The 25,696-nt window shown below is 32.0% G+C and carries 25 protein-coding genes; 10 read left to right on the forward strand and 15 right to left on the reverse strand.

The window, feature by feature from the left end; all coding sequences use genetic code 11:
• Positions 1-587 precede the first annotated feature (587 nt).
• The 5 genes from ABD940_RS01920 (at position 588) to ABD940_RS01940 (ending at position 8,154) form a co-directional block, all read left to right on the forward strand.
• Positions 588-1,472, forward strand: a complete 885-nt coding sequence (locus tag ABD940_RS01920) for a C-type lectin domain-containing protein (RefSeq protein WP_345199958.1) — start codon at positions 588-590, stop codon at positions 1,470-1,472.
• A 4-nt stretch (positions 1,473-1,476) separates the two neighbouring features.
• Positions 1,477-2,394 carry a lectin-like protein gene (locus ABD940_RS01925; RefSeq protein ID WP_345199960.1) on the forward strand — a complete coding sequence of 306 codons (918 nt, stop codon included), beginning with the start codon at positions 1,477-1,479 and terminating at the stop codon, positions 2,392-2,394.
• 4 nt (positions 2,395-2,398) lie between these two features.
• A complete protein-coding gene (locus tag ABD940_RS01930; RefSeq protein WP_345199961.1) occupies positions 2,399-3,301 on the forward strand; it encodes a C-type lectin domain-containing protein in 903 nt (300 codons plus the stop codon).
• A gap of 797 nt (positions 3,302-4,098) precedes the next feature.
• Positions 4,099-4,740, forward strand: a complete 642-nt coding sequence (locus tag ABD940_RS01935; protein ID WP_345199963.1) for a DUF6266 family protein — start codon at positions 4,099-4,101, stop codon at positions 4,738-4,740.
• 177 nt (positions 4,741-4,917) lie between these two features.
• A complete protein-coding gene (locus ABD940_RS01940; RefSeq protein ID WP_345199964.1) occupies positions 4,918-8,154 on the forward strand; it encodes an SNF2-related protein in 3,237 nt (1,078 codons plus the stop codon).
• Here ABD940_RS01940 and ABD940_RS01945 read toward each other — a convergent pair.
• The 3 genes from ABD940_RS01945 to ABD940_RS01955 form a co-directional block, all read right to left on the reverse strand.
• Positions 8,147-9,067: a helix-turn-helix domain-containing protein gene (locus ABD940_RS01945; protein ID WP_345199966.1), complete on the reverse strand. Its 921-nt coding sequence runs from the start codon at positions 9,065-9,067 to the stop codon at positions 8,147-8,149. The genes ABD940_RS01940 and ABD940_RS01945 overlap by 8 nt on opposite strands.
• Positions 9,068-9,158: 91 nt before the next feature.
• The gene (locus tag ABD940_RS01950; RefSeq protein ID WP_345199967.1) at positions 9,159-10,040 is read right to left on the reverse strand and encodes an SDR family oxidoreductase; all 882 of its coding nucleotides are present in this window, start codon (positions 10,038-10,040) and stop codon (positions 9,159-9,161) included.
• Between the two features lie 145 nt (positions 10,041-10,185).
• Positions 10,186-10,728, reverse strand: a complete 543-nt coding sequence (locus ABD940_RS01955) for a flavin reductase family protein (protein ID WP_345199968.1) — start codon at positions 10,726-10,728, stop codon at positions 10,186-10,188.
• 196 nt (positions 10,729-10,924) lie between these two features.
• Between ABD940_RS01955 and ABD940_RS01960 the strand changes: the two genes are divergently transcribed.
• From ABD940_RS01960 to ABD940_RS01970, 3 genes are all read left to right on the forward strand, one after another.
• Positions 10,925-11,374, forward strand: a complete 450-nt coding sequence (locus ABD940_RS01960; protein WP_345199969.1) for a MarR family winged helix-turn-helix transcriptional regulator — start codon at positions 10,925-10,927, stop codon at positions 11,372-11,374.
• A 21-nt stretch (positions 11,375-11,395) separates the two neighbouring features.
• Positions 11,396-12,244, forward strand: coding sequence for a universal stress protein (locus tag ABD940_RS01965; RefSeq protein WP_345199971.1), 849 nt, complete (start codon positions 11,396-11,398; stop codon positions 12,242-12,244).
• A gap of 217 nt (positions 12,245-12,461) precedes the next feature.
• Positions 12,462-13,433 (forward strand): IS1595 family transposase, encoded by a 972-nt coding sequence (locus tag ABD940_RS01970; RefSeq protein WP_425550345.1) that lies wholly within the window; start codon positions 12,462-12,464, stop codon positions 13,431-13,433.
• A gap of 47 nt (positions 13,434-13,480) precedes the next feature.
• Here ABD940_RS01970 and ABD940_RS01975 read toward each other — a convergent pair whose 3' ends face one another.
• The 7 genes from ABD940_RS01975 to ABD940_RS02005 form a co-directional block, all read right to left on the reverse strand.
• Complete coding sequence (locus ABD940_RS01975; protein ID WP_345199972.1) at positions 13,481-13,675, reverse strand: hypothetical protein; 195 nt, start codon at positions 13,673-13,675, stop codon at positions 13,481-13,483.
• A 12-nt stretch (positions 13,676-13,687) separates the two neighbouring features.
• Positions 13,688-14,551 (reverse strand): SDH family Clp fold serine proteinase, encoded by an 864-nt coding sequence (locus tag ABD940_RS01980; protein ID WP_345199974.1) that lies wholly within the window; start codon positions 14,549-14,551, stop codon positions 13,688-13,690.
• A gap of 102 nt (positions 14,552-14,653) precedes the next feature.
• Positions 14,654-15,565, reverse strand: coding sequence for a hypothetical protein (locus tag ABD940_RS01985; RefSeq protein ID WP_345199975.1), 912 nt, complete (start codon positions 15,563-15,565; stop codon positions 14,654-14,656).
• 335 nt (positions 15,566-15,900) lie between these two features.
• A complete protein-coding gene (locus ABD940_RS01990; protein WP_345199977.1) occupies positions 15,901-16,386 on the reverse strand; it encodes a hypothetical protein in 486 nt (161 codons plus the stop codon).
• A gap of 83 nt (positions 16,387-16,469) precedes the next feature.
• Positions 16,470-16,874, reverse strand: a complete 405-nt coding sequence (locus tag ABD940_RS01995) for a hypothetical protein (protein ID WP_345199978.1) — start codon at positions 16,872-16,874, stop codon at positions 16,470-16,472.
• Between the two features lie 395 nt (positions 16,875-17,269).
• Positions 17,270-17,431, reverse strand: a complete 162-nt coding sequence (locus ABD940_RS02000) for a hypothetical protein (RefSeq protein WP_345199980.1) — start codon at positions 17,429-17,431, stop codon at positions 17,270-17,272.
• Positions 17,432-17,609: 178 nt separating this feature from the next.
• Complete coding sequence (locus tag ABD940_RS02005; protein WP_345199981.1) at positions 17,610-17,780, reverse strand: YodC family protein; 171 nt, start codon at positions 17,778-17,780, stop codon at positions 17,610-17,612.
• A 179-nt stretch (positions 17,781-17,959) separates the two neighbouring features.
• On the opposite strand from ABD940_RS02005, the gene ABD940_RS02010 reads away from it, so the two are divergent.
• On the forward strand, positions 17,960-18,202 hold the full coding sequence (locus tag ABD940_RS02010) for a hypothetical protein (protein WP_345199982.1): 243 nt from the start codon (positions 17,960-17,962) through the stop codon (positions 18,200-18,202).
• A gap of 277 nt (positions 18,203-18,479) precedes the next feature.
• Positions 18,480-19,178, forward strand: coding sequence for a DUF1826 domain-containing protein (locus ABD940_RS02015; protein ID WP_345199984.1), 699 nt, complete (start codon positions 18,480-18,482; stop codon positions 19,176-19,178).
• 294 nt (positions 19,179-19,472) lie between these two features.
• Here ABD940_RS02015 and ABD940_RS02020 read toward each other — a convergent pair whose 3' ends face one another.
• From ABD940_RS02020 to ABD940_RS02040, 5 genes are all read right to left on the reverse strand, one after another.
• Positions 19,473-19,913, reverse strand: a complete 441-nt coding sequence (locus ABD940_RS02020; protein WP_345199985.1) for a lysozyme — start codon at positions 19,911-19,913, stop codon at positions 19,473-19,475.
• Entirely contained in the window at positions 19,910-20,479 is a 570-nt protein-coding gene (locus tag ABD940_RS02025; protein ID WP_345199986.1) for a hypothetical protein, read from the reverse strand. The genes ABD940_RS02020 and ABD940_RS02025 overlap by 4 nt, the downstream gene beginning before the upstream one ends.
• Before the next feature lie 412 nt (positions 20,480-20,891).
• Complete coding sequence (locus tag ABD940_RS02030; RefSeq protein WP_345199988.1) at positions 20,892-22,208, reverse strand: ATP-binding protein; 1,317 nt, start codon at positions 22,206-22,208, stop codon at positions 20,892-20,894.
• Between the two features lie 549 nt (positions 22,209-22,757).
• Positions 22,758-23,615, reverse strand: a complete 858-nt coding sequence (locus ABD940_RS02035) for a hypothetical protein (protein WP_345199989.1) — start codon at positions 23,613-23,615, stop codon at positions 22,758-22,760.
• A 328-nt stretch (positions 23,616-23,943) separates the two neighbouring features.
• Entirely contained in the window at positions 23,944-25,665 is a 1,722-nt protein-coding gene (locus tag ABD940_RS02040; protein WP_345199991.1) for a hypothetical protein, read from the reverse strand.
• Positions 25,666-25,696: the final 31 nt, after the last annotated feature.

Raw genomic sequence — 25,696 nt, forward strand, 5'->3', positions numbered from 1 at the left:
AAGTACCACAATTTACAAAGACTTCTCTATTGATGCACTATTGTTAATAAAACTTAATATGAGACAATAGAATTTTTTTACGTCATTTTTTTTACACTTTTTTGTGAGTTATTTTCAGTATATTTTTGATTTTCAGTTTTTTATTTATGTTAAATCCACTTTACTTCTCATACAAGTGATTAAATTGGATATTATTTTAATTTTTATTTAATATTTTAAGAATAATCAAAATCCAAAAAAATATAAATATCGTTTATATATATAGTTTATTTTATAAATTTGCCCAGTGATTAAAGCCAACAACTCAATAATTATCGAATTAATTCTATTATTTTTTTCTATTTTTTATTTGTATTATATTTTATTTTTTCATAATAGTTAATTATATACAATATTATTTTACAAATAACAAATACTAAAACAGACAGCCTTTTATTTGAATTTATTTTAATAGCTCAATAATTCAATTCATAATAAATTAAAAAATTCTTCAGTGAATAAACTTATTACTTCTTCAGATGATAACTTCTATTAACAGCCACTAACTATTCAAAATAACAACTGCAACTATTCATTAAAAAAATATAATGACGAACTTCCTCAAATTTGGTGTATTTTTTTTCCTGATCAACACTCTCTCAGGTCAAGTAGGAATAAATACCCCTTCCCCCGATTTAAGTGCTCAGTTTGACATGTCGAATGCCCCAAAAGGGTTCTTAGCTCCTCGTGTTGCGCTTACAGCCACTACAGACAATACTACGATCAGCAATCCGAAAGAAGGACTTCTGGTATACAATCTGACTTCTAATGCATCGCTTGTTCCTGGCTACTATTATTGGGACATCACCGCTTCTTTATGGAAGCCTTTTTATAACAGTTCCAGTTCCACAGTGAATACGGACACGCCTAAAATGTATGCTTCGGTCTTGGGATACAATCCTTATGGTCTGGCAACGCAGTCACCTGCTTCTTTCAGCTATAACGGCGTGAATGCAACTAAACAGGGATGCTATTCTTTCACGGATACTTATTCCGGGGCTCCCAAACACACGTATTGCTCCTACAATTTAAGTGCTTCGGTAGACTGGAGTTCTGCATTTAATATGGGAAAATTCTTAAACGGATATATGACGGTAATTACTTCCCAAAATGAATGGAACTTCATAAAATCCAGTATTTTAACGGGTGCAGGTAATTCCAACAGCAATGTATGGATAGGCTATAACACCATACAATATCCCGGAAACAGTACTGAATATACGTGGATAACAGGAGAAAAATCGGACATCAACTGGTCCAATTCATCCACTCTGCAAACCAACTATCCGACCGGTGTACCTAACGGAACATCAGGCTGTGTAAGGATCTCCCCTTCTTCCAATGCAACGAGAGGATGGTATAATGATCCCTGCAATTCAACAACCCTGAGCGGAAGCTCTCTGAATTTCCTAATTGTAGAATTTAATAACTAAAAGAATGAAAAAGATATTTATTGGTCTTTGTCTAGCCGGAGGTATGCTGTTTTCACAAGCTTATGCACAGATATTTTTAAACGTCCCCGATGCAGAACACGAAAATTCCGCCTACTTTCAGGTAGGAAAAATGAATGCAAATAAAGGAGTGGCAATGCCTATTGTTTCCCTTACCTCGCTTACAGATTACAGCCCCATCGTTCAGACTCCGAAACCGGGATTGCTGGTTTATAACAATACAATCAGCGAGACACTGGAACAGGGCTACTATTATTGGTCTACCATCAATACACCGCACTGGGAAAAGATAGGCGGAGTAGAAAATAAATTCACGATCATCCAGAATGTAGATCCCAATATTTTAGGCTACTCTCCTACCGGTATCGGAAGCAATGCTCCGGCTACATTTTCCGTCGGTTCTTCTACTGCCTCGAAAACCACATGCTCCAAATGGGAGCTTAATGCGGGCGGAAACGGACATGTATACTGCGGATATAAAGTCTCTGATGCAAGCGGCAAAGATTTCGGAACAGTTTTCAATGCTCTGAAAAACCTCAACGGATATATCGTAACCATTACCTCTGCTCCCGAATGGGATTTCATTAAAACCAATATCCTGAATTATTCGGGAAACACCCTTACTACAGCCGCATGGATCGGATATACCTCCGTAAAAACTCCGGGAAACAGCGAGAGATACAGATGGATAACCAATGAAACCTGGAGAAGCAACTGGGGAAACAGTGCTTCCGTACAGTCTTTCTTTGCTGCCAATAATCCGGGAAATGCAGCCAACGGACAATGCAATATGATTTCTGGAGCTGCCAATAATGCCAACAGAGAATGGTATAGCTCCGCCTGTAGCAGCACGGCACTTTCCGGAGCCAATATCAGCAGTATCATTGTAGAATTTAATCAATAAAAAAATGAAAATATTCAGCCTTATTATATTATTTTTCAGCTTTTCTTCACTGCACTCGCAGGTGGGAATAGGTACAGCTAATCCTAATCCGTCTGCAGCACTGGACATTGTTTCTCAGAACAGGGGTTTTTTGGGACCCAGAATTGCTCTCACGGCGAGAACAGACAATACGATGATCGCCAATCCTGCCAACGGACTTCTGGTTTATAACACCGCCACTTTAGCAGGTACAGATACTACCGGTCTGGCTCCGGGATATTATTTCTGGAATTCAGGAAGATGGTACCCTTCAAAAAAAGGAGAAATCATCAATATTACCACAAATGGTGTTCTGAAATCCTATTTAGGGTATGATGCCACAGGAATCCACGCCGCAGGGAATTTTTCTAACGGGGGCATAAATTTTACAGGATTAGGATGCAAGCAATGGACTTCCGCATCCGGAGGCAACAACCACTGGTACTGTGCTTATACAGGAGACAAAAGCACTCCGGCATGGGAAGAGATCTTTAATGCTGCCAAAAGCAAAGGAGGTTATCTGCCTACTTTTACCACTCTGGCAGAATGGACATGGTTCGAAAACAATATCCTTAAATCCGGCACCGGCTTTAATGTAACAAGCTCTGTCTGGATCGGATATAACAAGGTGAACTTCTCGGGAAATCCTACTGAATTTACATGGATTACAGGTGAAACCTCAAAAATACTGTGGACCAACAATTCCAGCACTGAAGATTATTTCAGAGCCGGTGAACCCAACAATACAGGAGGCAACGAAGGCTGTGTACACATCATCAATTCCACAGACGGAACTGCCGAAAATAAAAGAGGATGGAATGACATCACCTGTGCTAATCCCGGATGGTCCGGTCCATACAACCAGATCGTCATAGAATACGAACAGTAACCAACAAGATAAAATATAACCCTGAACATAAATGCAAATATAAAAACGAGGTCCGTCATTCCTCAATGACCGAAAGCAGGAATAGAAATATAGCTATTCCCTGAAAAGGAAATCATGACAACAGGGTAAAAATCCGTCTTTGCCAAAGGACGGATTTTTTGCTATATCAACAATCAATACCTCAGTAATATTTTTTTCTTCCGGAAATAAACAATCCAAGATTTTACATAGCCAGACCTATCTGTTTATCTTAACAAAGTATTTTTTTCTTTCCAAAAACATTTTCTGCCCTTACTGTTATTGCAAATACAAAGAAATACAAGAAGTTATAAAGTACATTAGTTTCAGATTTAACCACAAAAGTCACAAAAGATAATCATAAAGCTTTACCAGAATATTTAAAGTTCTCAAAAGAATAAAAATCAGAGATTTTTAAAAACTATTGTGGTCTTTTTTTGTCTTAGTTAACTTTAAATAAAATCCGTTTAATCTTTTGTGACTTTTGTGGTTAGATAAAAGTTTAAACAAACTTGGTCAAAAAAAATCAGTTACAAAAATTAAAATCATCTCAAAGTTTTTTCGAAAATCCTTCGGGTGTCCTTCGACAATCCTTCGGAAAAAACCCCATTTTCCCGAAGCCGACCCGAAGAAGACCCGAACATGATCCGAAGAAATGGGTTTTAATACCGGTCAAAACCGGTCAAAAGACGTCAAAACCGGTCATAGTTTTCACGGGTGATTGAAAATGAAAAATTCCGTTATACCTTCGTTTCTGTTAACCAAAAAATGACACAAAAATGGCAAGAATAGTAAAAGGAATCCTTGGAGGATTTTCAGGAAAAGTAGGGACGGTTGTAGGCGCTAACTGGCGCGGACAGGACGTTATCCGAAGCATACCAAAGCCAAGCTCAAGACCGCCAAGCGATAAGCAGCTTATGCAGCAGGTAAAATTTAAACTGGTGATCGGTTTTCTGCAGCCCGTTAAAAATATTCAGAACAAATATTTCGGATCAGGAAGCGGATCAAAATCCAGGGTGAATATGGCAGTTTCCTATACGATTAATGAAGCAATACAAATGGTGGGTGATGTTCCCGAACTGATGTACAATAAAGTACTGATCACCAAAGGGGATTTAGCGGGTTTCCAAAATGTTACCGCTGTTTCACAAATCGGAAATATTGTAAAGCTTACATGGGAAGATAATTCTGTTCAGGGAAATGCAAATGCTGCGGACAAAGCCAATGCGGTCTGTTATTGTGAGGAGTTGGGGACGTTTGAGATCTTTCAATCGGTTGCTGAAAGAAGTGAGCTGACTGCAGAGGTGACCTTGCCGGGTTATTATGCAGGGAAAGAGATTCAGGTTTGGGTGTTTTTTAATAATGTGAAGGAGACGCTGGCTTGTAATAGTGCGTATCTGGGAGCTTATACTTTGATTTAATTGTAATCTCCATCCTTCGATGGAGATTTTGTAGTTATCATTAATGACAATATAAATACATAGTTAACAATAAGATTATTAAATAAAATCATACTTTTTTGTAAAAAATAAAAATAGGTATCAATTGTTAAATAAATTATTTAAATTTATTTAATACCATTTCTTAAAAATAAACAATTGAATAATAAATCATCAAATATATTTCAAACTGAATTCAATTTTGATATTGTAAAGTGGCCAGATCAATTATTATTTCCCATCAATATTAAGCATGAAAGGGCAGTAAAAACTATAGTATATAAGGATATAGAAAGCAGCTCCGAATATATTATTGTTACGGGATTTACCTCCTTGTCAAATTTAATAGATCTTTTTGGCAGTAAAGATTTCACAAACCTTCAAAAAGTTAAAGTAATAATTGGCTTTGAACCTAATATTAGAGGAAGAAAAAAATATATCAGATATAACCTCGACAAAGAAATTAAAGATTATTGGTTAAAAAAGGGACTATCAATTACGCAAGGAGGAGCTGTTATTCATCTTATTGATAAAATAGATAAAGGTTTTATCGATTTTAAATTTAAAGATAAACTTCATGCAAAAATTTATGTTGGTGACGACAATGCTATTTTAGGTTCATCTAATTTTAGCTATAACGGATTAAATTCTCAAGAGGAAGCGAATATTAGAATTACAAAAACTGTCGGTCAAACGGAGAATGATCTATATAATGGAATTCGACAAATCGCAGAAAACTTCTATGAAGAGGCCAGCTCCTACAACGAAAAAATGAAGGATCTGCTAAGTAAACTTATAAAAGATGTTGATTGGCAAGAAGCTCTAGCGAGAGCAATAGCTGAAATCCTTGAGGGAAATTGGCTTAATGATTATAAAGCGATCCTATTAAAATTAGAACAGACTAAACTTTGGCCAACACAATGGAAAGGAATTACACAAGCAGTATCTATACTTCAATCACAATCTAATGTCTTAATAGCCGATCCTACCGGTGCAGGAAAAACAAAACTTTGTACTTCTTTAATTCTATCTCTAAAACATTGGCTTTTTGAAATAGGAAAAAATTACAAAACCAATTCTTTAATTATTTGCCCACCATTAGTGGTTTCAAAATGGGAGGATGAATTTCGTGCTTTTAAAAAAGTAGATTATTCACAAACCTCAATGGGACTATTAAGCAACTCAAGTCCCAAGAAGAAAAAACAGATCTTAGAAGACCTACATAATGTAAATATTCTAACTATTGATGAGGCTCATAACTACTTATCTCCAGACTCTAACCGTACAAACCTTCTAAAATCAAATAGAGCCGATTACAAAATACTTGTAACTGCGACTCCTATAAGCAAAAAGGTTGAAGATCTTTTAAAACTTATTGAACTTTTAGATATTGACAATCTATCTGACAATGACTTCGAAACCTATAAAACGCTAGTCAATACACACTATTTAAAAGTACAAGATAAGGATATTCAACAGCTAAGAAATTTTATCAGCAAATTTACAGTACGTCGAACAAAAAAGAGCCTTAACAAAGAAATTGATAAAGCTCCTGAAAACTATACTAATAAACTTAATAAAACCTGTCGATTTCCTAAACAAAACGAACTTACATATGATACTAAGGAAACGCAGGAAGATAAAATAATTGTAAATAAGATTAATAAACTTGCTAAAAATCTAAAAGGCATCACATACCTTCCTCATTTTAAAAAACCAAAATTTGAAATTTCTAAACAAGAAAGTTTAAAAGGATATGTAGAAAAAAGGATGGCAGCTGCTAAAGCATTATCAATCTATATGATCAGATCAAGACTCAGATCATCTCATGTTGCTTTGGTTGAGCATATAGAAGGGTCTGAAGAAGCAATGAACTATTTTAAATTTAAAGGAAGGAGACATCAAAGCGGAAATAAAATTGAAGCAATCCAAAAGATTAAAAATGCTGAAAAATTACCTTATCGATACAAAATGTTTACTGATGAATTATTTCCAAACTGGCTTATAAACGAAGAACAATATTTTAAAGCCTGTGACGAAGAATTATATATTTATACACAAATTAGCTCATTAACAAAACAATTATCTGGTAAACGAGAGCTAGGCAAGGTAGAACAGTTAATAAAAATATTCCAAAATCATCAAAATATTCTAGCCTTTGATAGTGCTGTTATAACTTTGCATTATCTCGAACATATTTTTGCTACAAAATATCCTAAAAATAAAGTATTAGTAGCTACTGGAGAGGATAAAGATCAAAATACTACTAAAATATTAGACCAGTTCAATTTACAGTCAACATCAGACGAAAAATGTATTGCCTTATGTTCTGATAAAATGTCTGAAAGTGTTGATTTACAAAAAGCATCATCATTAATTTTATTAGATCTTCCCAGTGTATTAAGATTAGTAGAGCAACGAATTGGAAGAGTGGATAGAATGGATAGTCTTCACAAAGAAATAGATATCTTTTGGCCGAATGACTCAGAAGAATATTCATTAAAAACCGATGGAAAACTTATCCATACTAATGATATGGTTAATGAAATATTTGGATCAAACTTTGAAATACCTTTAACAATAAAGCAAAAGCATTTTTCACAAACTAGCTCTACTGATGCTATGATTAAAGAGTACAACGATTTTATTAACAAAGACGAGTCCTGGTCCGGAATACAAGATAGTTTCCAAGCTGTCACAGAGCTAAAAGAAGGAAAAAAATCTTTAATTTCTGAGGAAATCTACGATCAATTCCGAAATGTATCTTCAGAAGTTAAAACAAAAGTTAGTTTTATAGGAAGCCGGGAAAACTGGTGTTTTTTAGCTTTGAAAGGTGATAAAAATAAAAGTCCAAAATGGTATTTTATCGACCACAATAATAATGTACATACTGATTTTTCAGATATATGCTCTTTGTTAAGACAAAATGTTACTGAAAGTTCAGAAAAGCTTAAATGGGATAATAAATCATTACAAAAGTATATTAATCTATTCAAACAAAAAGAAAGAGATCTTCTTCCTCCTAAAAAGAAAAGAGCGCTAGAAGTTGCAGAACACATTCTTTTAAAAAAGACAGATAAAAGAAACAATCTTGATATAGCATTAAAATCATCGCTAAGAGAAATGCTTGCGGTAATAAAGCCTAATTCTAAAATCTCTGTAGACTATGAAAGACTTGCAGAAGAATGGATTGAAATATTACAACCTTATTTAGACGAAAAAAGGAATATAATGAAAGGAAAAAAATCAATTATAAATATATCATCTTTAAAGAATGATTATAAAGTGATAAATATTGAAACAGAACAGCTTGATAAAATGATAGAAAACTGTTCTTCAGATGAAGAAATAGATAAAAATATTGCTTCCTGTATTATCGGAATATCTTCTAATTAAACCCCTGCCGAAACTCCAACGGCGACTGATTTGTCTTACTCTTAAACAATTTACTAAAAGATTGCGAATGCTCAAAACCCAACTGATAGGCAATTTCGCTTACTGACAGATGAGTTGTGGAGAGTTGCTCTTTTGCTTTTTCGATGAGTTTATTATGAATATGCTGTTGAGTGCTTTGTCCTGTAAGAACTTTCAGCAAACCGCTTAGGTATTTTGGAGAAACGCCAAGTTCTTCTGCTACATATTTTACAGAAAGTAATCCTTTGGAGATAAGATTATCATTGCTAAAGTAGTTGGAAAGTAATTTTCCCAGCTGTCCCAGAATCTCGTGATTCGCTTTTTCCCTTGTAATAAACTGACGGTTATAGAAGCGCTCGGAATAATTCAGCAAGGTTTCAATCTGTGAAATGATGATCTGCTTGCTGAATTTATCTATATTGGAATGGTATTCCTGTTGGATATTCCGGATGATGATATTTAGTGTTTCTTCTTCTTTTTCCGATAGAAACAGCGCTTCGTTCACCGAATAATCAAAATATTGATACTGGCTGATTGTCTTTGCCAAAGAAGTATTCCATAAAAAATCGGGATGGATCAACAGCATCCAGCCCAAACGTTCTTTTGTAGCATTAACCTCAACTTCAATCTTAAAAACCTGATTGGGAGCCATAAAAAACATTACACCTTCATTAAAATCATATTCCTGCTGACCGTATTTGAATTTAGCCATCATTCCTCTTTTCAGGCAGATCTGATAAAAATCGAATACCCAGCTTACTTCTCCAATATCCTTAGAATGTACTATTTTAGAATAATCTACAATACTGATCAGCGGATGTTCAGGTTTCGGAAATCCTCTCAATGTATGAAATTCACTGATTGTTTTTACTCTTTGGATAGATCGCTGTTCCATATTGTAATGCAGGATTAATTTTTTAAGATATAAATTTTTATTGCTGATAAAAGATTAACAATTGATTGAGATAAGGTTTTTATTCCGTTTATTATCCGCCGAAATAATGTTGATCCATATCTTCCAGTAAACCGGGATGTGTTGGTTTCCAGTTTAGTTTTTCCTGTGTTTTATTTCCTGTTGCGGCGCCTTCAAAGGTAATGAAACGACCCATCCAGTCGAAATGCTTTACGATATCATCTCCTGACAGAGACTGAACGGGTAAGTTCAGCTTTTCACCGATGACTGTTGCTATTTTTTTAGTTTCAATAGCATTATCACCCACTACGTTGTAAACAGCACCCTTCTCCCCTCTTTCTAATGCTAATCTGAAAGCCTTTGCAGCATCAAGGCGGTGTACTGCAGACCAATGGTTCTTCCCTTCTTCGGGATATGCTGAAACTCCGTTTTTACGAGCCATCGCAATAATAAACGGAATAAATCCTTTATCCCCTCTATCATGAACAGATGGAGGCAAACGAACCACAGAAATAGTAACGCCTTTTTCTGCCAATGCCAATGCTGTAGCTTCTGAAGTTCTCGGAGAGTTTTCTGCCGAACTTTCTTCAGTAATAAATCCGTCGATCGGAGGAAGTCCTAACATTCCTGATGTCACAATGATTGCTTTATCTGTTCCCAAAACAGCTTCTCCCATTGTATTGATCGCCGTTCTATCAACTTCTCCCGCCTTTTGATATTGAGTAAAATCATGGATAAAAGCAGTATGGATAATTCCGTCTGCCTGTGAAGCTCCCTGTTTTAAAGCATCAAGATCTTCTAGGCTTCCCAATAAAACTTCTGCACCCGCATCACTCACCGCTTTAGCAGATTCTTCCGAACGAGCCAAGCCGAGAACCTGATGTCCTGCAGCAATTAATTCTTTAATAATGGCTGAACCTATGAAGCCTGAAGCTCCTGTTACAAATACTTTCATTTTAATTGTTTTTTGATGATGTAAAGTTCAGGGATTTTCAGTACAAAAATGTAGCCGATTTTCGCAATGTTGTAGCCAAAAAATCAGATTACAGAATACCTGAGAACTTCAGCAAAGAAATTCCAAGGTTTGCGTCTTTCTGATATTATTTGGAAGAAGGAATGATAAAGTTTTTTCCGGACTGTACGAAATGGCTGTCTCCACGGTATTGGATTGTTTTAGGATATTTTGGAGAAACAGCAACATGTGCTTTTACAATTTCAAAAATAAAAAAGTTATACTTATCAACCAATTTATCATCATACAGTTTACATTCGAAATTAGCAAAACAGTCAACTAGTAAGGGAGCTTTTACAACATTTCCATTTTCCGTCAGCATTTTAAATTTATCGAATTTATCAACCTCAGAACCGCTGCAGTTTCCTATAGAAACGACTGTTGCTGCAAGTTTCACGGCTGGAAGATTGATCACACATTCTTTGCTTTTTTTAATAAGCTCAAAACTGTGATTCGCTGAAGAAATCATACAACCAACGAGTGAAGGAACAAATTCCATAATAGTATACCAACCCATTGTCATGATGTTTCTTTCATCCTGATAAGATGATGTTACCAAAACTGTGGGTGTAGGCTCCAGAAAATGACGGGCATTTTCAACAGGGTAATCTTTTTTAGTCTTTTTTCTCATATTTAGATTAAGAACCATTTTGATACCAATCTCAATAAATCTTAAGTTGTTTCAGGGTAAGAAATGTTTAAAATATTCTGTGTTAAATTAGTTTTAATTAAAACTAATTTTTACTATATTTGAATAGTCATTAAATCGGCTCATCCGACATTATAAGTGACTCATTTTTTTGTATTCAACTTTTTAAACTGAAACAATGTCTGCAAAACAAGATAAAATTTCGGAACTGGCATTAGAATTAGGTCTTGCAATGGGCGAAATGAAAAGCCGCCTGCGGCAGAAAATCCAGTCCAGAATCAATGAATATGATCCTGATCTTTCTTTTGAGCTTATCGAAATTCTCGGACTTTTATCCCGTAATGACGGTATCAATCAACAGGAAATCGGCTGCAAAGTGAGTAAAGACAAATCGAGCATCACCTATCTTATCAATGCTCTTGTAAAACGCGAACTGGTAGAACGTACAGAAAATAAAAACGACAGGAGAAATAAACAGATCTTTCTGACCACAAAAGGAAAAGAAACTGTAGATACGATCTATCCATGGGCTTTGGAGCTGTATGGTAAAGCCGCTGATAACATTAGTGAAACCGACATCAGCAACGCTCTTCTTTTAGTAAAAAAAATGACTTCAAATCTGGAATAATTAAGCTTTAAATGAATTGCTATGAAAACAATACTTGTACCTGTAGACTTTACATCAACCACAGAAAATGCAGTAAAAGCAGCTGCAGAATGGGCAAAACAATATGAATATACTCACATTATTCTTTTAAAAACTTCCGAAGAAACTGAGTTTGACTACCTTCATATTGCGGAAGGACATTCATTTGCCAACGAAGAAAGCATCAATAATTTATTGGAAAAAACGAAGTCTCTTTTAAAAAACCTCAATTATATTATTCTTGAAAAAAATCCTGATGTACAAGTTTCACAGGAATTCAGCAGTTGGCCGATCGCAAGAAGTATCAATGAAATATTGAAAGAAAATCCATCCGTAGAACTGATTATTTTAGGCAGTGATGATCAGGCAAATTCAAGTGACAGTTTTGTTTCAGACAATATTATCACTATTGCAAGAACAAGCTCTGTAAAGACTTTGGTCATTCCAAACGGTTATCATTACAGCCCTGTAAAAGATATTCTTATTCCCTGCGACATCAACAGTATTGCGAAGCTGGACAGGTTATTTCATCATAAATCGCTTATTCAGAGACAGGATGTTCAGTTGAGTCTTTTAAACATTCATACCAAAGAAAATAACGATATCAGCTCCGAAAAAAGAAAAGAATTAGAAGAATATATTCATCAGAATTTAACAGAAATACCCAACAAAATCTATTATTCTTACGATAAAAACATTATCAATGGTATCCTGAATTTTGCAGCGTCCAACAAAACAGACCTTATCATTGCCTTACCAGGAAAACACAGTTTTTTATATTATCTTACAAGCAGAAGTATATCCGAAGGGATTTATCAAAATGTAAATCAACCTGTTATGATATTAAAATAAGATAATAATATACTAGTTAATACCAAATAATTAAACAACATCTTAAAACTTAGACAGCATCAATCTTTGATGCTGTTTTTTGTATCTGAAATCACTAAACAACAATTTGTAATTAATTGACAATCAAACTAAAAACAAGATAAAAATCATAAAAATTTGTTCATCAGCATTGTTCAGCCTCGATCTTTTTTATTAATTTTATATATAACTAATAAATATGAGATATCAAGGCATAATAAAAATTTTTAATCTTGGAATTTCTTCAGATAATTCTTCTATAACCAATATGATGGAATCATTGAATACAGAACAAAAATGCAGAGAATATCTTGAAGAATTGCTTTGGAATGGTGACCCAATATGTACTAATTGTGACAGTGAACGAGAAGATCATTACAAATTAAAAAAGGACGGTGAATTCAATGGTATTTATAAATGTAAAGATTGTAGAAGGAATTTCAATGTGAAAATTGGAACTATGTTTGAAAACTCTGCAATCTCACTTAGAAAATGGTTTTACGCAATCTATATTTTTACATCACACAAAAAAGGTATTAGTAGTCATCAACTTGCAAGAGATATTGGTGTAACTCAAAAAACTGCATGGTTCATGCTTTCAAGAATAAGACATTCTTTAAGTTCTGAAAAAATAAATAAATTTGATGGAGTTACACAGGTGGATGAAACATTCGTAGGAGGAAAAAATCATAAAAAATCATGGCAAAAAAGAGTAGAAAATACTCAGGGAAGAAGTACTAAAACAAAAGCTGTTGTATTTGGCTTACTTAGTAATGGAAAAGTATCCACAGAAATCATTCCTAATACAAAAGGAAAAACTCTTACAACGATTATTAAAAACATGGTCAAAAGAGGTTCTATTGTGGTTAGTGATGGTTGGAAAGGTTATTCACAAGTACACAAACATTACGAACATAAAAGTATACCTCATACTAAAGGTCAATATGTCAAAGATAATTATCATACTAATAGTATTGAAGGATTTTGGAGTTTACTAAAACGAGGAATTCTCGGTATTTATCATTCAGTAAGTCCAAAACATTTACAACTTTACTGTGATGAATTTTCCTTTAGATATAATACTAAAGATTTTGATGAAGGTAACCGATTTAATTTTGCGTTATATTGTGCATTTGAGGGACGACTTACTTATGAGGAGCTTACTTCTTAGAATTAAAATGTGGGATGACATTTTGTTATTGACATCCCACGTTATTCTCAATCTCGTGACTTATTTTTTTCAAAAAAATAAGCTCTACCTATAGTATCATTTAAAGGCAGGTTATATTCAGTTTTATCAACTACACCTTTTGCTATAAGTTTTTCATATCTTTCCGAAGAACGTTTAAGTTGATCCCTATTAATGTTTTCATTTTTTAAAACATTTTTTACTTTTTCTTCTAATTTTGCCATAATTATTTTATTTTAAAAATAAACTCTAGAGTGTAAAAACGCTGTTGCACCTATTCTTATTATGTGCTCACATATTAAATCATTGTATTCTCTTATTTTATTACGTAAATCAGGATTTGATGAAAAGTCTTCAATTTTTAATTTTAGCATATCTTTGAGTGTGCTAATTCCAATCGATCTACCATGTGAATGCCAAATACTATTATTACTTAATTTACTTGCTATATCTTTTGCTCTATCTTGCTTTTCTGTTAATGTTACAGCAAGACCAGTAGAAGAATGATTATTCCAATCTTTGAATTTATAATTTACTAACCAATCTTTCAATAAAGCGATTGTTAAATCTCTAGCCATTTCGTAACTTCTTAATTCTGCTAGATCAACACTTCGTAAAAAAACATATTCAGCATCAGACAAGTTACCCGTTAAAGATTTAGTCAATAAACTTTCAACTTTATCTAAATATCCCAATGCTGGAACCCAATTTTTCCCATTATATACTTGCGGATCAATTGGTCCTAAAGAGGATGAATAATCCATATAAATTTTATCTCCAGACATACATAATATTGTTCCAGCCGACATAGCCGCATCAGGTACTATAAAATAAATTTCTTGATAATTGTGTCTCATTATAGTTGCCAACTTTTCTGCTATTTCGGCACTACCTCCAGGAGTATTTAAAATCATTACAAGTCTATTTCTATCATATGTAGTATCATTTTTAAGTTCTTCGATAAAATCTCGAAAAACTTTTTCAAGACCAGGATGTATTTCACCGTAAAAGAATGCCACATCGGCATTGAATTCATTTTCTAATATTCTAATTTTCTCATTAAGTATATTCTTAATGGTTTGATCAAAGATTCGTATCATCGGTTATAGTTTTTAGTTTGTTAAATATAAAAAAATAATTAATATTTAATCATATTTATTAACCTTTGGTATTGTATAACAAATTTAGTGCTATTTATACTTTTATATCCCTAAAACTCCAGTAGAAGCACTTAAATAGTCAATAAATTCTGATGAAGATTTGTGGTAATTTTCTGTTGCATTCTGCAATTCTAATAATCCCCATAATTTATCTGTTAAATCAACTTCTTTTTTATTTAAAAGATTAGCAGATTTTGTTAGAGCTGTCCATGATGAAATGTCCGTCTTAGACATTCTATTTCGTTGCAGTCTATATAATCTTACATAGTGATCAAATTTTGGAATGGTTGCAATGATTTGTTTTCTTATAGCTTCTCGTTGTTCAAAACAACCATCAATTTTTTTCAAGTATTCTTTGTCTTTTTGTAAAACATCAACTGTTGATAGGTTACATAAAATTCGATAATATTTAGTTTTTACATATATGGCTCCATCTATTTGAGAGGTTTTATATCCCATTGATTGCATAAATCCATCTATCATTTTCAGTTCAGCGTTATCTTTTTGAAGTTTTTCTTTTGCTTCATTCATACTTTTAAGAAAATCTGCATACATCATGTAAAGTTTCTTAGTATTTTCGTTTTCTACCAATAATACATTGGTTTTGTCAAGTTCATAATATTTTATAACTTCTTCACATAATTCATTTTTAAGAAAATGTCCTGGAACGTCTTTATCATTAATACCCATTTTGTCTGAAATGACAATAAATGAACCTTTTAATTCATCTGAGGAAATAGGGATTTGATTATCATCAGAAATCATATAAGCATTTCTTGTTACAGAACCATCAGTTATTTGCTTATACTCAACTGGAAATAATTTCTGATAATAAAACTTTTTTAGTGTTTGGTCATCAAAAGAAAATTTAGTTTGCCCTGATAAAGAGAGATTTGTTAACATCAATATAGAACATGATGCTACTGTTTTGAATGTAGATAATTCAAATTTCATTGTGTGGTAGTTTTGGTTAATAAATGCTTAAAAAATAAAGCGTGGACATTGTACCACGTTAACCAAGGGCTACCACACCCTTAAAAGCAATGATACAAGCCACGCCAAAATGGCGTACCTTATATACATTATTTGCTTTTAAAGATGAAGTTCGAAAACTTCGTTGTGGTAGTTTAGGTTAGCAATAATGCAATTAGCACGATTTATTTTACATTCCTTTTTTAGGAATGGTTTTTATTTTTAATAATACAAATATAATAAAAATTATCTAAGCTAAAAAACGTAAAACCCTCTAAAATAGAGGGTTTTGGAAATATGTTTTAAATTATTTCTTTCTAAAATTCATACATTAAATGAGAATTATAAGCACCAGTCGCACCAGCATATGACATTTTATATGAACTAACTATTAATTTAGATTTTAGTTTACTATAACTATGTGTTATCATTGCAATTGCGAAAATTAATAATATAATTGGAATAACAATTGGAACAATTATATAAATCCATCCACCAGAATTAACTAGCAGAGATTTAACAGCTGCTCTAGTTATATCTTTATCAATTTTTCTCAATTCATCAAATTTAGAATTTTTTATTAATTCTGTATGTTTTGATATTTCACTTGATAATTTTTCATCACGTTTTACTTTAGATGCATAATATAGATTTGAAAAATTATATAATGGTAACATATTAATTGTTTTGGAAGCATATTCATCAAGTAAATCAAATGTCTCATTATCACATGCATCTATATTCTCTAATTTAAAATTTCTTAATTTATCTCTAGTTTCAAAAAGTTTATATCTAATTTCCATTCTAAACATTGGGGATAGAATAGATTCGTATATAAAATGAAACATTGCGAAAATAAATAGGATTATAAATAAATTTGCCATAATTATCTTCTTTTATTGTTATTATTGTTATTATTGTTTTTATTATTACTAGAACTAAGCCTTTTATTATTCAGTTTAGACTGTTGTAAATTTTTCTTTTCCTCCGAAATTCTATTAATTTCTTTTGTATGTAATGTTCTTAATCGTTTGGTTCCAAAAAACCATCCTGCAGTTGAAAAAATACCCAACATCCATCCTGCATAATGCCAATTACCTGCTGCTGCTAATAAACTGTCTAAGAAAATTTTTGTATCTGCTTGACTTAATTTAAAAATCATTATTATAAAACAAATACCAATAAGTCCTAATAAAAATTGCCCTTTGTTTAAAGATGCAATTAATACATTCTGAATCATCCCCCAAAGATTGGGTCTATTAAAAGTTCTCTTAGAATTAATTTGTGCCATTTAATTAGTTTTCTCAAATATAAAATTTTGTTATTTATAAATGGAACAAATAATATAACAAATATATACAAATTTTGTTCCCAAACAACAAAAACAAAATTTGTAATGAATTGATTATGTTTTTACTATTTAATATTCTGCTAAAATAAAAATAAAAAAAATATATTCATTACGGTTTTCCGTAATTACATCAATTAATTAAATTTGTCAAAACTATAATATGTTGACGTCAAATCTCGACGTATTATAATTGTTCAATAAGTTTTTTTTTAGTACAATATTTGTAATGTTGTGTCATAAAAAAATAGAAAACTAAACAATCTATAATTTCATTTGCTTATTTCGATTGGCAAAGGTAAGAGTAAAAACGATAAAACTTGACATGTATTCCCTTTTTAATCAGTCTTTTCATCATTTGGCTGACCTTTTAGAATATTTTCATTATTCTCATTAGTATTGTTGACATCAACCTTGTCTTTTGTATCTTGGGAATTTTGCCCATTTTCTTGAACTTCTATTGAAAGTTGTTCATTAATAAAGTCTTTTAAAGATTGCATTGTATGAATTTTAATTTATATATTTATTAAACAACTTGATGAGTAGGCAAATCTAATGTTGTAAAATGTAACAACAATAAAAAAACAGCACCAAGATGATACTGTCTTTTCAAGATATATTTTTATTTTTTACAACTAAGGATATAGTTATATAAAAAATCAATAAGGAACAAATTCGTTATTTTGAAATAATAAGTTGTTCCTCAGTGAAATTACCTTCTTTCAATTCATAATTAGAGTCAAACCACGAACATTTCCATGAACCATCTTGCATTTTATACTTTACGGTCATATTAGGACTTCCACTCTTAAGTGTTACCACATCTCCTCTTTTTAATATATTTTCCATGATAAATTTGTTTGAACAAATATAAAAACATTATTGAAACTTCTAAAAAATTAGAGAATTTATTTTTCTAGAATTATTTTATACTCTAAACTTTCTGGAAATAACAATTTAATTTATTCAAGATTCAACAGTTTTAAAATTTCAATAAAAGAATTAACTTTGATAACAAATTATACATTATGAGAATAAAAATACAAAATTCGACATCCAAGCATATTTTATCATTTGATGATGAAAACGACTTTAAAAATTTCCAAATGATGATCACAACAGCATTATTAGATAAAGAAAATATTCAGACTGTTGTTTTTAGCAAAGATGAAAATATTACAATTTTTCCTAGCTTATTATTAAAAAATAGTATCATTGAATTTATAGGAGTGGAGGATAATAACGATCTGCCAGAAGCTGAATGGAATTAGTAATTAAAATTTAGATCAATAAGAAACAAAAAAACAGCATTAAAAGGATGCTGTTTTTTTGTTTCTTATTGATGTTTAATTATTTGGTATTAACTAGTATATTATTATCTAAAATAATTATTTTTTCATATACACATCAAACTTTTAAAGTGATTCTGAGGTGAACTTAATGCTTCTTTCAGGTTTTCTTCTGACAAAAAATATTAATCAGCCGTTTATCTTGAACTTGTTCGTTATTTTTGTATAGAATTAAATGACTTGCTAATTTCTCAATTCTATGAACACTATTTTTTCTGACAACAATCAAATTGAAGTGGTTTCTACTTTTTCCGAACTTGTAAACACCAGATTTCAAGGAGTCGTGAATGCCATATGCTGGGAAAGAAATTTAAATGGAGATTTTGAAGAAATTGTATCTAAACTACAATTAAAAGAGAATATTACAGAGATTCATCCTGAAGATCTTTTATCCCTTCAACTCTCGGAAAAAGGGAATATGGCAAGGGAAATTATTTTAAATGATTTACAATTACTCACTGATTTCGGAGCGTCACCTTCCCTCAATTTACTTAAAAATTATGATCGGGATGAGGAATTCGACTTTATTTCTACCGATGTGTATTCTTATCATGTTGACCGCTCTCCTATCGGAACCGATACATTTTTATGCACCTATTATGGCGCAGCGAGTGATATCTTACCCAACGATCAGGCTATACAGAAAATATTGATCCCCGAAACCCAGGAAAAATTAAAAGAACTGCACAACGGTAAAGATGAGGATTTTGAAGATTTTTTGAAGGAATATTTTTTTGATCTTCATTATCAATCCAAACCTCATGCTCAACCCACAAATCTAGGCTTAGGTCATCTTTGGAGATTAGCTGTAGACCATCCTGAACAAAAAGTTTTGCCATGTATTCATCGTGCTCCCCGAGAGAATGATGGTGAATATAGGTTGCTTTTAATTTGTTGAAGAATTTTCCTAGCCTAAATTTGAAAGATATATATGAAAATGTGTTTAGTTGTATCTTTCTTTGCAAAGTACGTACCGTAATTTCTGTATATTCGTGGGGAACCAAAATTAATAACTTATAGAATATAAAATTTTAACTCATTGGGCAATGGGAAATCTTGTTATGGAAGTTAACGACCATCTATTGCAAGGCTGGAAGCTACAAGACGGCATTTCTGTTAGTGGTAATATATTTTATCAAGCTATTATAAAGGAAAATTAACAAAACCCTCTCATTTAGTAAAGTGGGAATATTTATTTAGAAAAGAACAAATTTGCTTCCTCTTTCCTCCTTTTTATCAATCCATTCAAAACCTTGCCACCTGCGGTAATATACCTTGAAGTAAACCAATCTTTAATGGTTTCAACATCTGCTTTTCTATTGATTAAAGAAAATAAAGTGTCGGATCCGCCTGTATTGTATGTATGTGATACAAGCGCATCAAATTGATTTTGAGTAAGCGTTATTTTAATTTTACTGTTAACTATTTTTTCATAGGTTGGTAAAACGTATGAAAATAGCTTCACCCCTCTTTCCTGACTGATTGGCGAATCACTCATTGTGATTTTCTTGCCATTCTCATAATATGTATTTCCATAACCAATTGTAGGAATTCCTGCAGAATCCAGATAAGGTTTGGCACTAAAACCTTCAAATGACAAGATTAGATTGATCCCTTTTTGTGATGTTTTCATTTTTTAAAATATTTGTATGCGAAAAGGATTACGATAAAAATGCCTGAAACAATGGTAATTGTAATCCATGCTCCGGCTTCAAATCCATTCGCTTTTATTTTTTTTGTTTCTTCTGATATTTTTGCAGTAATTTCTTTGGTTGCTTCCTTTGAAACTGCATTTTGAGCTATGTTCTGAATACTATTTGCAGATTCTTCTTTTATAACCTCCGATTTTTTATTATCAACTTTTGTATAATAGTTACTAATCGAATATTCTGCGGTTCCCACAATGGAAATGCGTTGAATAGTATCGCGTCCCACAATATTGTTAAAAATAAAAGGATTGTCTAGATCAGATTTTCCCTTGATCAATATTTCCCCGGATACCTCATCTTTCTTTTCTTCTTGTAATATATCGGCAGACGTATTTTGAATTGATTTTGAGCCCTGAAAGCCTAAAGAATCAACTTTTACTTTTTCCGTTTCTTTTCTATCTTCTTTGTAGTCGACTGTAATTTTATTTTTACTTCGACAGCACAGTATGAAACCACTGAATACTATCAGTAGCATAATTTTCGCTTTCATTAGCTTTATTTTTGAAATTAAATGAATTTAAATCTCCGGTCTTTTTGAGTTTTTCAATTCTTTAAGTAGATTTTTAAGAAGAAATCTACCTCTGATTATAGTTTCCTGATTTCTAAAGCTTCCGACCGGATAAGAAAAAATTATAAGCTTTAAAGGAACTTTCACCTACATGCTTATTAATAAGCATCTAAAGATATTGGAATCAAAACTTTAGAAATGAAATAAAAAACAGTATCATAGATTTTACACAAAAACTATAGATCATTTCTTAAATAATATGCTTCCAAACACGAACATCAAATTAACAAAATAACAACCCGCCCAATTTTCCTCATCTTAATGAGGATCTATTATACATTTGAAATCGTTTTTGTAATACATGTTCGTGAAAGGAAGCACAACCAGAACTTATTTACACAAATATTTTATCTTCTTTTACATACTCTTTTTTAATACTTTCCAGTAGCATGTCTAGACTTACTTTGTAATCAGGGCTTTTCGATGCGATTGTTTTTAAGCTTACATCCTGTATGATGTTCATAATATTAGAACCTGTAAGCTCGTATCTTTTAGCGATGTTGCTTATATTAATATCTTCCAGCTGTAATTGTTGCGGCAAATTTTGCTCCCAGATACGCAAACGTTCTTCATGCTTTGGATTACCGAATTTTATGCAGCTATGAAAACGTCTCGTAAAGGCTTTATCCATATTATTTTTAAAGTTAGATGCCAAAATGATAAGCCCTGAAAAAGTTTCTATTCGCTGTAACAAATAAGAAACTTCCTGATTGGCATATTTATCATGAGCATCTCGTACATTGGTTCTCTTTCCGAAAATAGCATCTGCTTCATCAAAAAATAAAATCCAGTTCTTATTTTCCGCTTTGTCGAATAATTTTGACAATTGCTTTTCCGTTTCCCCAATATATTTTGAGACCAGCATAGAAACATCAACTCTGAAAACAGGGCGTTTCGTATACTTTCCTAAAAGGCTGGCTGCAAGAGTTTTCCCCGTTCCCGGTTCTCCATAAAACAACACTCTGAAGCCTGGTTTAAGTTTTTTCTGCATGTCCCAGTCTTCCATAAGAATTCGGCTGCTATTGTACCATGCTTCAATACTCTGAAGTTCATCCAATGTGATCTTAGGCAGGATCAAATCGCTCCATGATCGACGAGTATGTAGTTGTTCTGCGGGAAAATCATTGCTCATTTTCGGCAGTAATTCTGATCCGAAAACTACAGCATTAAAAGCTTCCTGGTGAACACTTACCTGACTGCTCATTGGTGTATGATCGTGAGCCGAACTTGAAAAAACAATAAGCTCTTCTTTGATTAAAATTGAATCTGAACTGAAATAATCCAGTGCCTTTAATCTTTCAGAAATGCTGTCCCCACCTAAAATATATTGAACAGTCTGAATTGTAGGATAAAAGAGTCTTCCGTTATCACTGCCTGAACAAAAATCAAACAGCTCACTATTCGGAAACTCTAAATAAATTCGTTTCAGTAATGATGGATCCAATCTTGGTAATAAAGCCATTAAAAGAATAACAACCTCCTGATGAGCAAACTCTTTCCTTGAAATATAATCTCCTAGTGGAAAGTTTTTATAATCATCAGTTTTAAATTCAGGCATTCCTGTGTTAAAATCTTCTGAAGGATTTTTTATACGCCATATAATAACATCTTCTAAATGAGTAAATAATTTTTGTAGTTGTTTTAGTTCCATTGTTTTTTATTCTTTTTATTTTAGAATTCAAAAATTCTTTCTTCTTTATCTTTTATAATAAATTTTTGCCTGCTACTTTCTCCAGTGATATAATTAATTTTTTATCATCTTTCAACTTCAAAAAAACATATGGTGATTTTTACTTTATATTATCTTGAAGTCCTTCAACCATTCTCATGGTAACAATAGAACCGTATCATCTATAAAAATTTTATAATGTTTGATTGCGCTTTTTAAGCCCTAAAAATGGCAACTCTTAGCGCCAAAGTATTAAGATAAAGTTGAGAAACCGTATTACTGATTTTTTATCAGAAGTTTTTATTTTGATATTGAATGTCAAAATAAATTTAAAATATTTATTTTGAGCAATATACACTTATAATAACATTGAAGAATGTATGCTTGGCTGTTTTCGGCACTGCTATTCATAATCTTTTGTTTAACCAAATTGCAAATGATATAATATTTACCACCCGTGAAGAGCTTGGCTATTCTTATGTTCTAGATTTTCCGTTTACTTTTCTTGTAGTCTTCTTACAACAAACTTTTTTATATTATTTGATAATCGCATTCGATTCTAATATTTCTGATTGCCATAGCTGAACTACCACTAAAAACATTTTGATTGTCTTGTCCAGCGTTTAAATAGCTTGTCATTAAAAGAGTATCATTATCGGCATCATAGACCTTACATTCTATATTTTGATTGATTTCTCGAAGGTCTGCACGATAATAAAATGTCAAATAATCCCATATATCATAATGATCGGTAATAATGTCTTTATTTGTATATATATGACTCCAGTTACCCCCTACGATTCTATATTGAATAGGTATTTCAGTTTTATTATTGAATTTAATGTTTGTATTTACAATATTTATTTTTTGCCCTAAATCTATTTTATTTATTTGTAAGTAAAAACTTTTAACCTCTAACGTTCCAAATTCAAACCCATCAAGAATCATAGGCAAACTATTTCCGAACAGTCTATTTATCGCATAGTCCGGATGTATTTGGTAATACAAGTTATAGTATTCGGTTCCTTTTAATGCTTCTGCAGAAAATTCTTTTGCTGTAATATTGTAAGGTGCATTACCAAAGAAATATGTTCTTTTCCACTCGCCTTTTGTGTTGTCTATTTCGATTATCTGGTCTTCTGCATCCTGTTGGCTTACTACGATGGAGAAGTGCAGCTCCCCACTATCATTCATTATATTATACTGAATGGCTCCGTTGGTCATAGCTGCCAAACTATTGGCAATAATTACCACTTCTTTATTTGTCAATACATCTCCTTTATGTTTAAAAGAATCTATTAAATTCGAAAATTGACTTTGCGTAGGATATTTACCTGTTTTGAAATAGGTTTTCAACTCCTCTCTTGAGATTAATTCATTTTTTTCCATAATACTTTAATATTGTTTACTACTTATATTTTTAGCAATAATTGCTTTTTGTATTTAATTTATACTTTAAAATTCATTTTTTTCATTCTTATAGAAGTTCTCTGGTTTCTCTATTCTTTAGTCACTGTAATTTTTTCCAAAATGAAATGGTTTAATTACATACTGTTTCGATAGCTTGCCAAAACATGATATTTTTCTGGCTGTAATTAATTTAATTTATTGAATTATAAATACTTAAATTGATTTCTATGACCTATAATTTAACCGATCTCTTGACAACAATTAATTCTAATTATTGTAGTATTAATAATTTCACTCTATTTTTATTTTAAGGCTGTATGTAGTACATTCCAAAATCAGATGTACATGAATTATTGGGATAATCCCAGCTTTTTTTAACTAGATTTAATAATGGTTTAAATGAATTTATACCCGTAACATCTATATTTAAAGATTTATAGTTATTACCACTTCTTACTGTAGTATTTAGTATATTACCGACTTTTGTAAATATTAAAGTATTATTATTTACTTTAGCAAAACCATTTTCAACTGGAGTAGTATCATCAGTGCTCTCTATAAAGTTCAAGCAATTATACTGATCCCAACCAGCTGATAAAGAAGATAAAAAGCTCTGTAGCATTCCTACATTTGTTGTAGCGCTACTAGCGGCTATTCCTACTACTCCCATGTGAGAAATATGGAGAGCTCCTACGGTACATCCTATAGTGAATACCCAGTTTTTATTGTTGGGTAATACTAAGTTGGGATAAGCACAAGCCATTACCTGTCTATTAGTAAAAGGACCTGGATTTAAACATTTCAATACTATCCCTGAATTTCTATCTATATAAGAAGAATCATTATTTGTTGCGTTTACTACATTCCAATCATCTGCAGCTAATGAAGTAAATTCTAAGTTACTTATATTCATAATAAAATCATTTAAAGCCACTACATTAGTATCTAATGCAGTTGGACTGTTTGTATATGTGTGAACTATATTTAAAGTCTGTGCAGTTGGGGTAGAAGGATTAGGCAAATTATCAGGTATCGTTACTACAAAAGCATCACCTTCTACTACTTGTTTAGTTGTTGGGTCTATTCTTAATACTTTTGAGTATTCATTATGATCAGAACCAATATCCGCCAATCCTTTCAAATAATAAGGATTACCCAAAGTATTCCAAGTAAAATTTGCATTTTGAGTAAAAGTTCTTGCCTGAGTATTTGATAAATCTGCTGTTGCAATATTTTCACCTAAAGTTTGCCAAGAAGTCCCATTCCATAAATAATACCCAAAACTTCCATTAGTTTGATATACAACCGCTCCAGCTTGTGTAATATCAAGTGTAATGATAAGTCTCTGAGCTTGGGTCATTCTTGGAGCTATAAGCGCTGCCTGAGTTACAGAATCTACTGCCCATATAATATTATTATAATTACTATTTCCTACTCCTGCACTACTGCCATTATCCTGCAATACTCCTTCAACAAAATTTGCAGACGCTGTACTCCATCTTCCAACATAGTTATTTGTTAGTTCAGGAACAGTTAATTTAGTATTAAGTGCTTCCTGTAATCCTCCAATATTGGATACCGTAAAAATAATATTTGACAGTATTGCTCCCTTGCTGTCTTTTAATTGTAAATTGTTAGAATTCAATACTAATTGTGTAGCTACATTCTGTACAAAATCAGCAATGGGAATACTGTACAGCAATTCATTATCTTTATTATACACTTCCAATGATAATGTAGCAGAATTATACCTTAAATCTATACTTACATTATCTATAGTTTGCAAAGAAATCTCTGAAATCAAATTTCCTTTAGAATCCACTAATGAAAGTTTTTTAGTCGCAGGAGACCATTGCAATTGATAGTCTAATGGTAGAGCATCTAAACCTTCTATTTTTTCTTTCGGTATATTTTCTTCTTTATGCCAATAAGAATCTATAAAATCTGAAAATTGATTTTCTGTGGGATATCTCCCTGTTTTAAAATAATTTTTTAAAACATCTTTTGTTGTTATTTCATTTATTTCCATATTATTCTTTTCTACTTATGTTTTTAAGATA

Source organism: Chryseobacterium ginsengisoli (assembly GCF_039542325.1).
Lineage (GTDB): Bacteria > Bacteroidota > Bacteroidia > Flavobacteriales > Weeksellaceae > Chryseobacterium > Chryseobacterium ginsengisoli.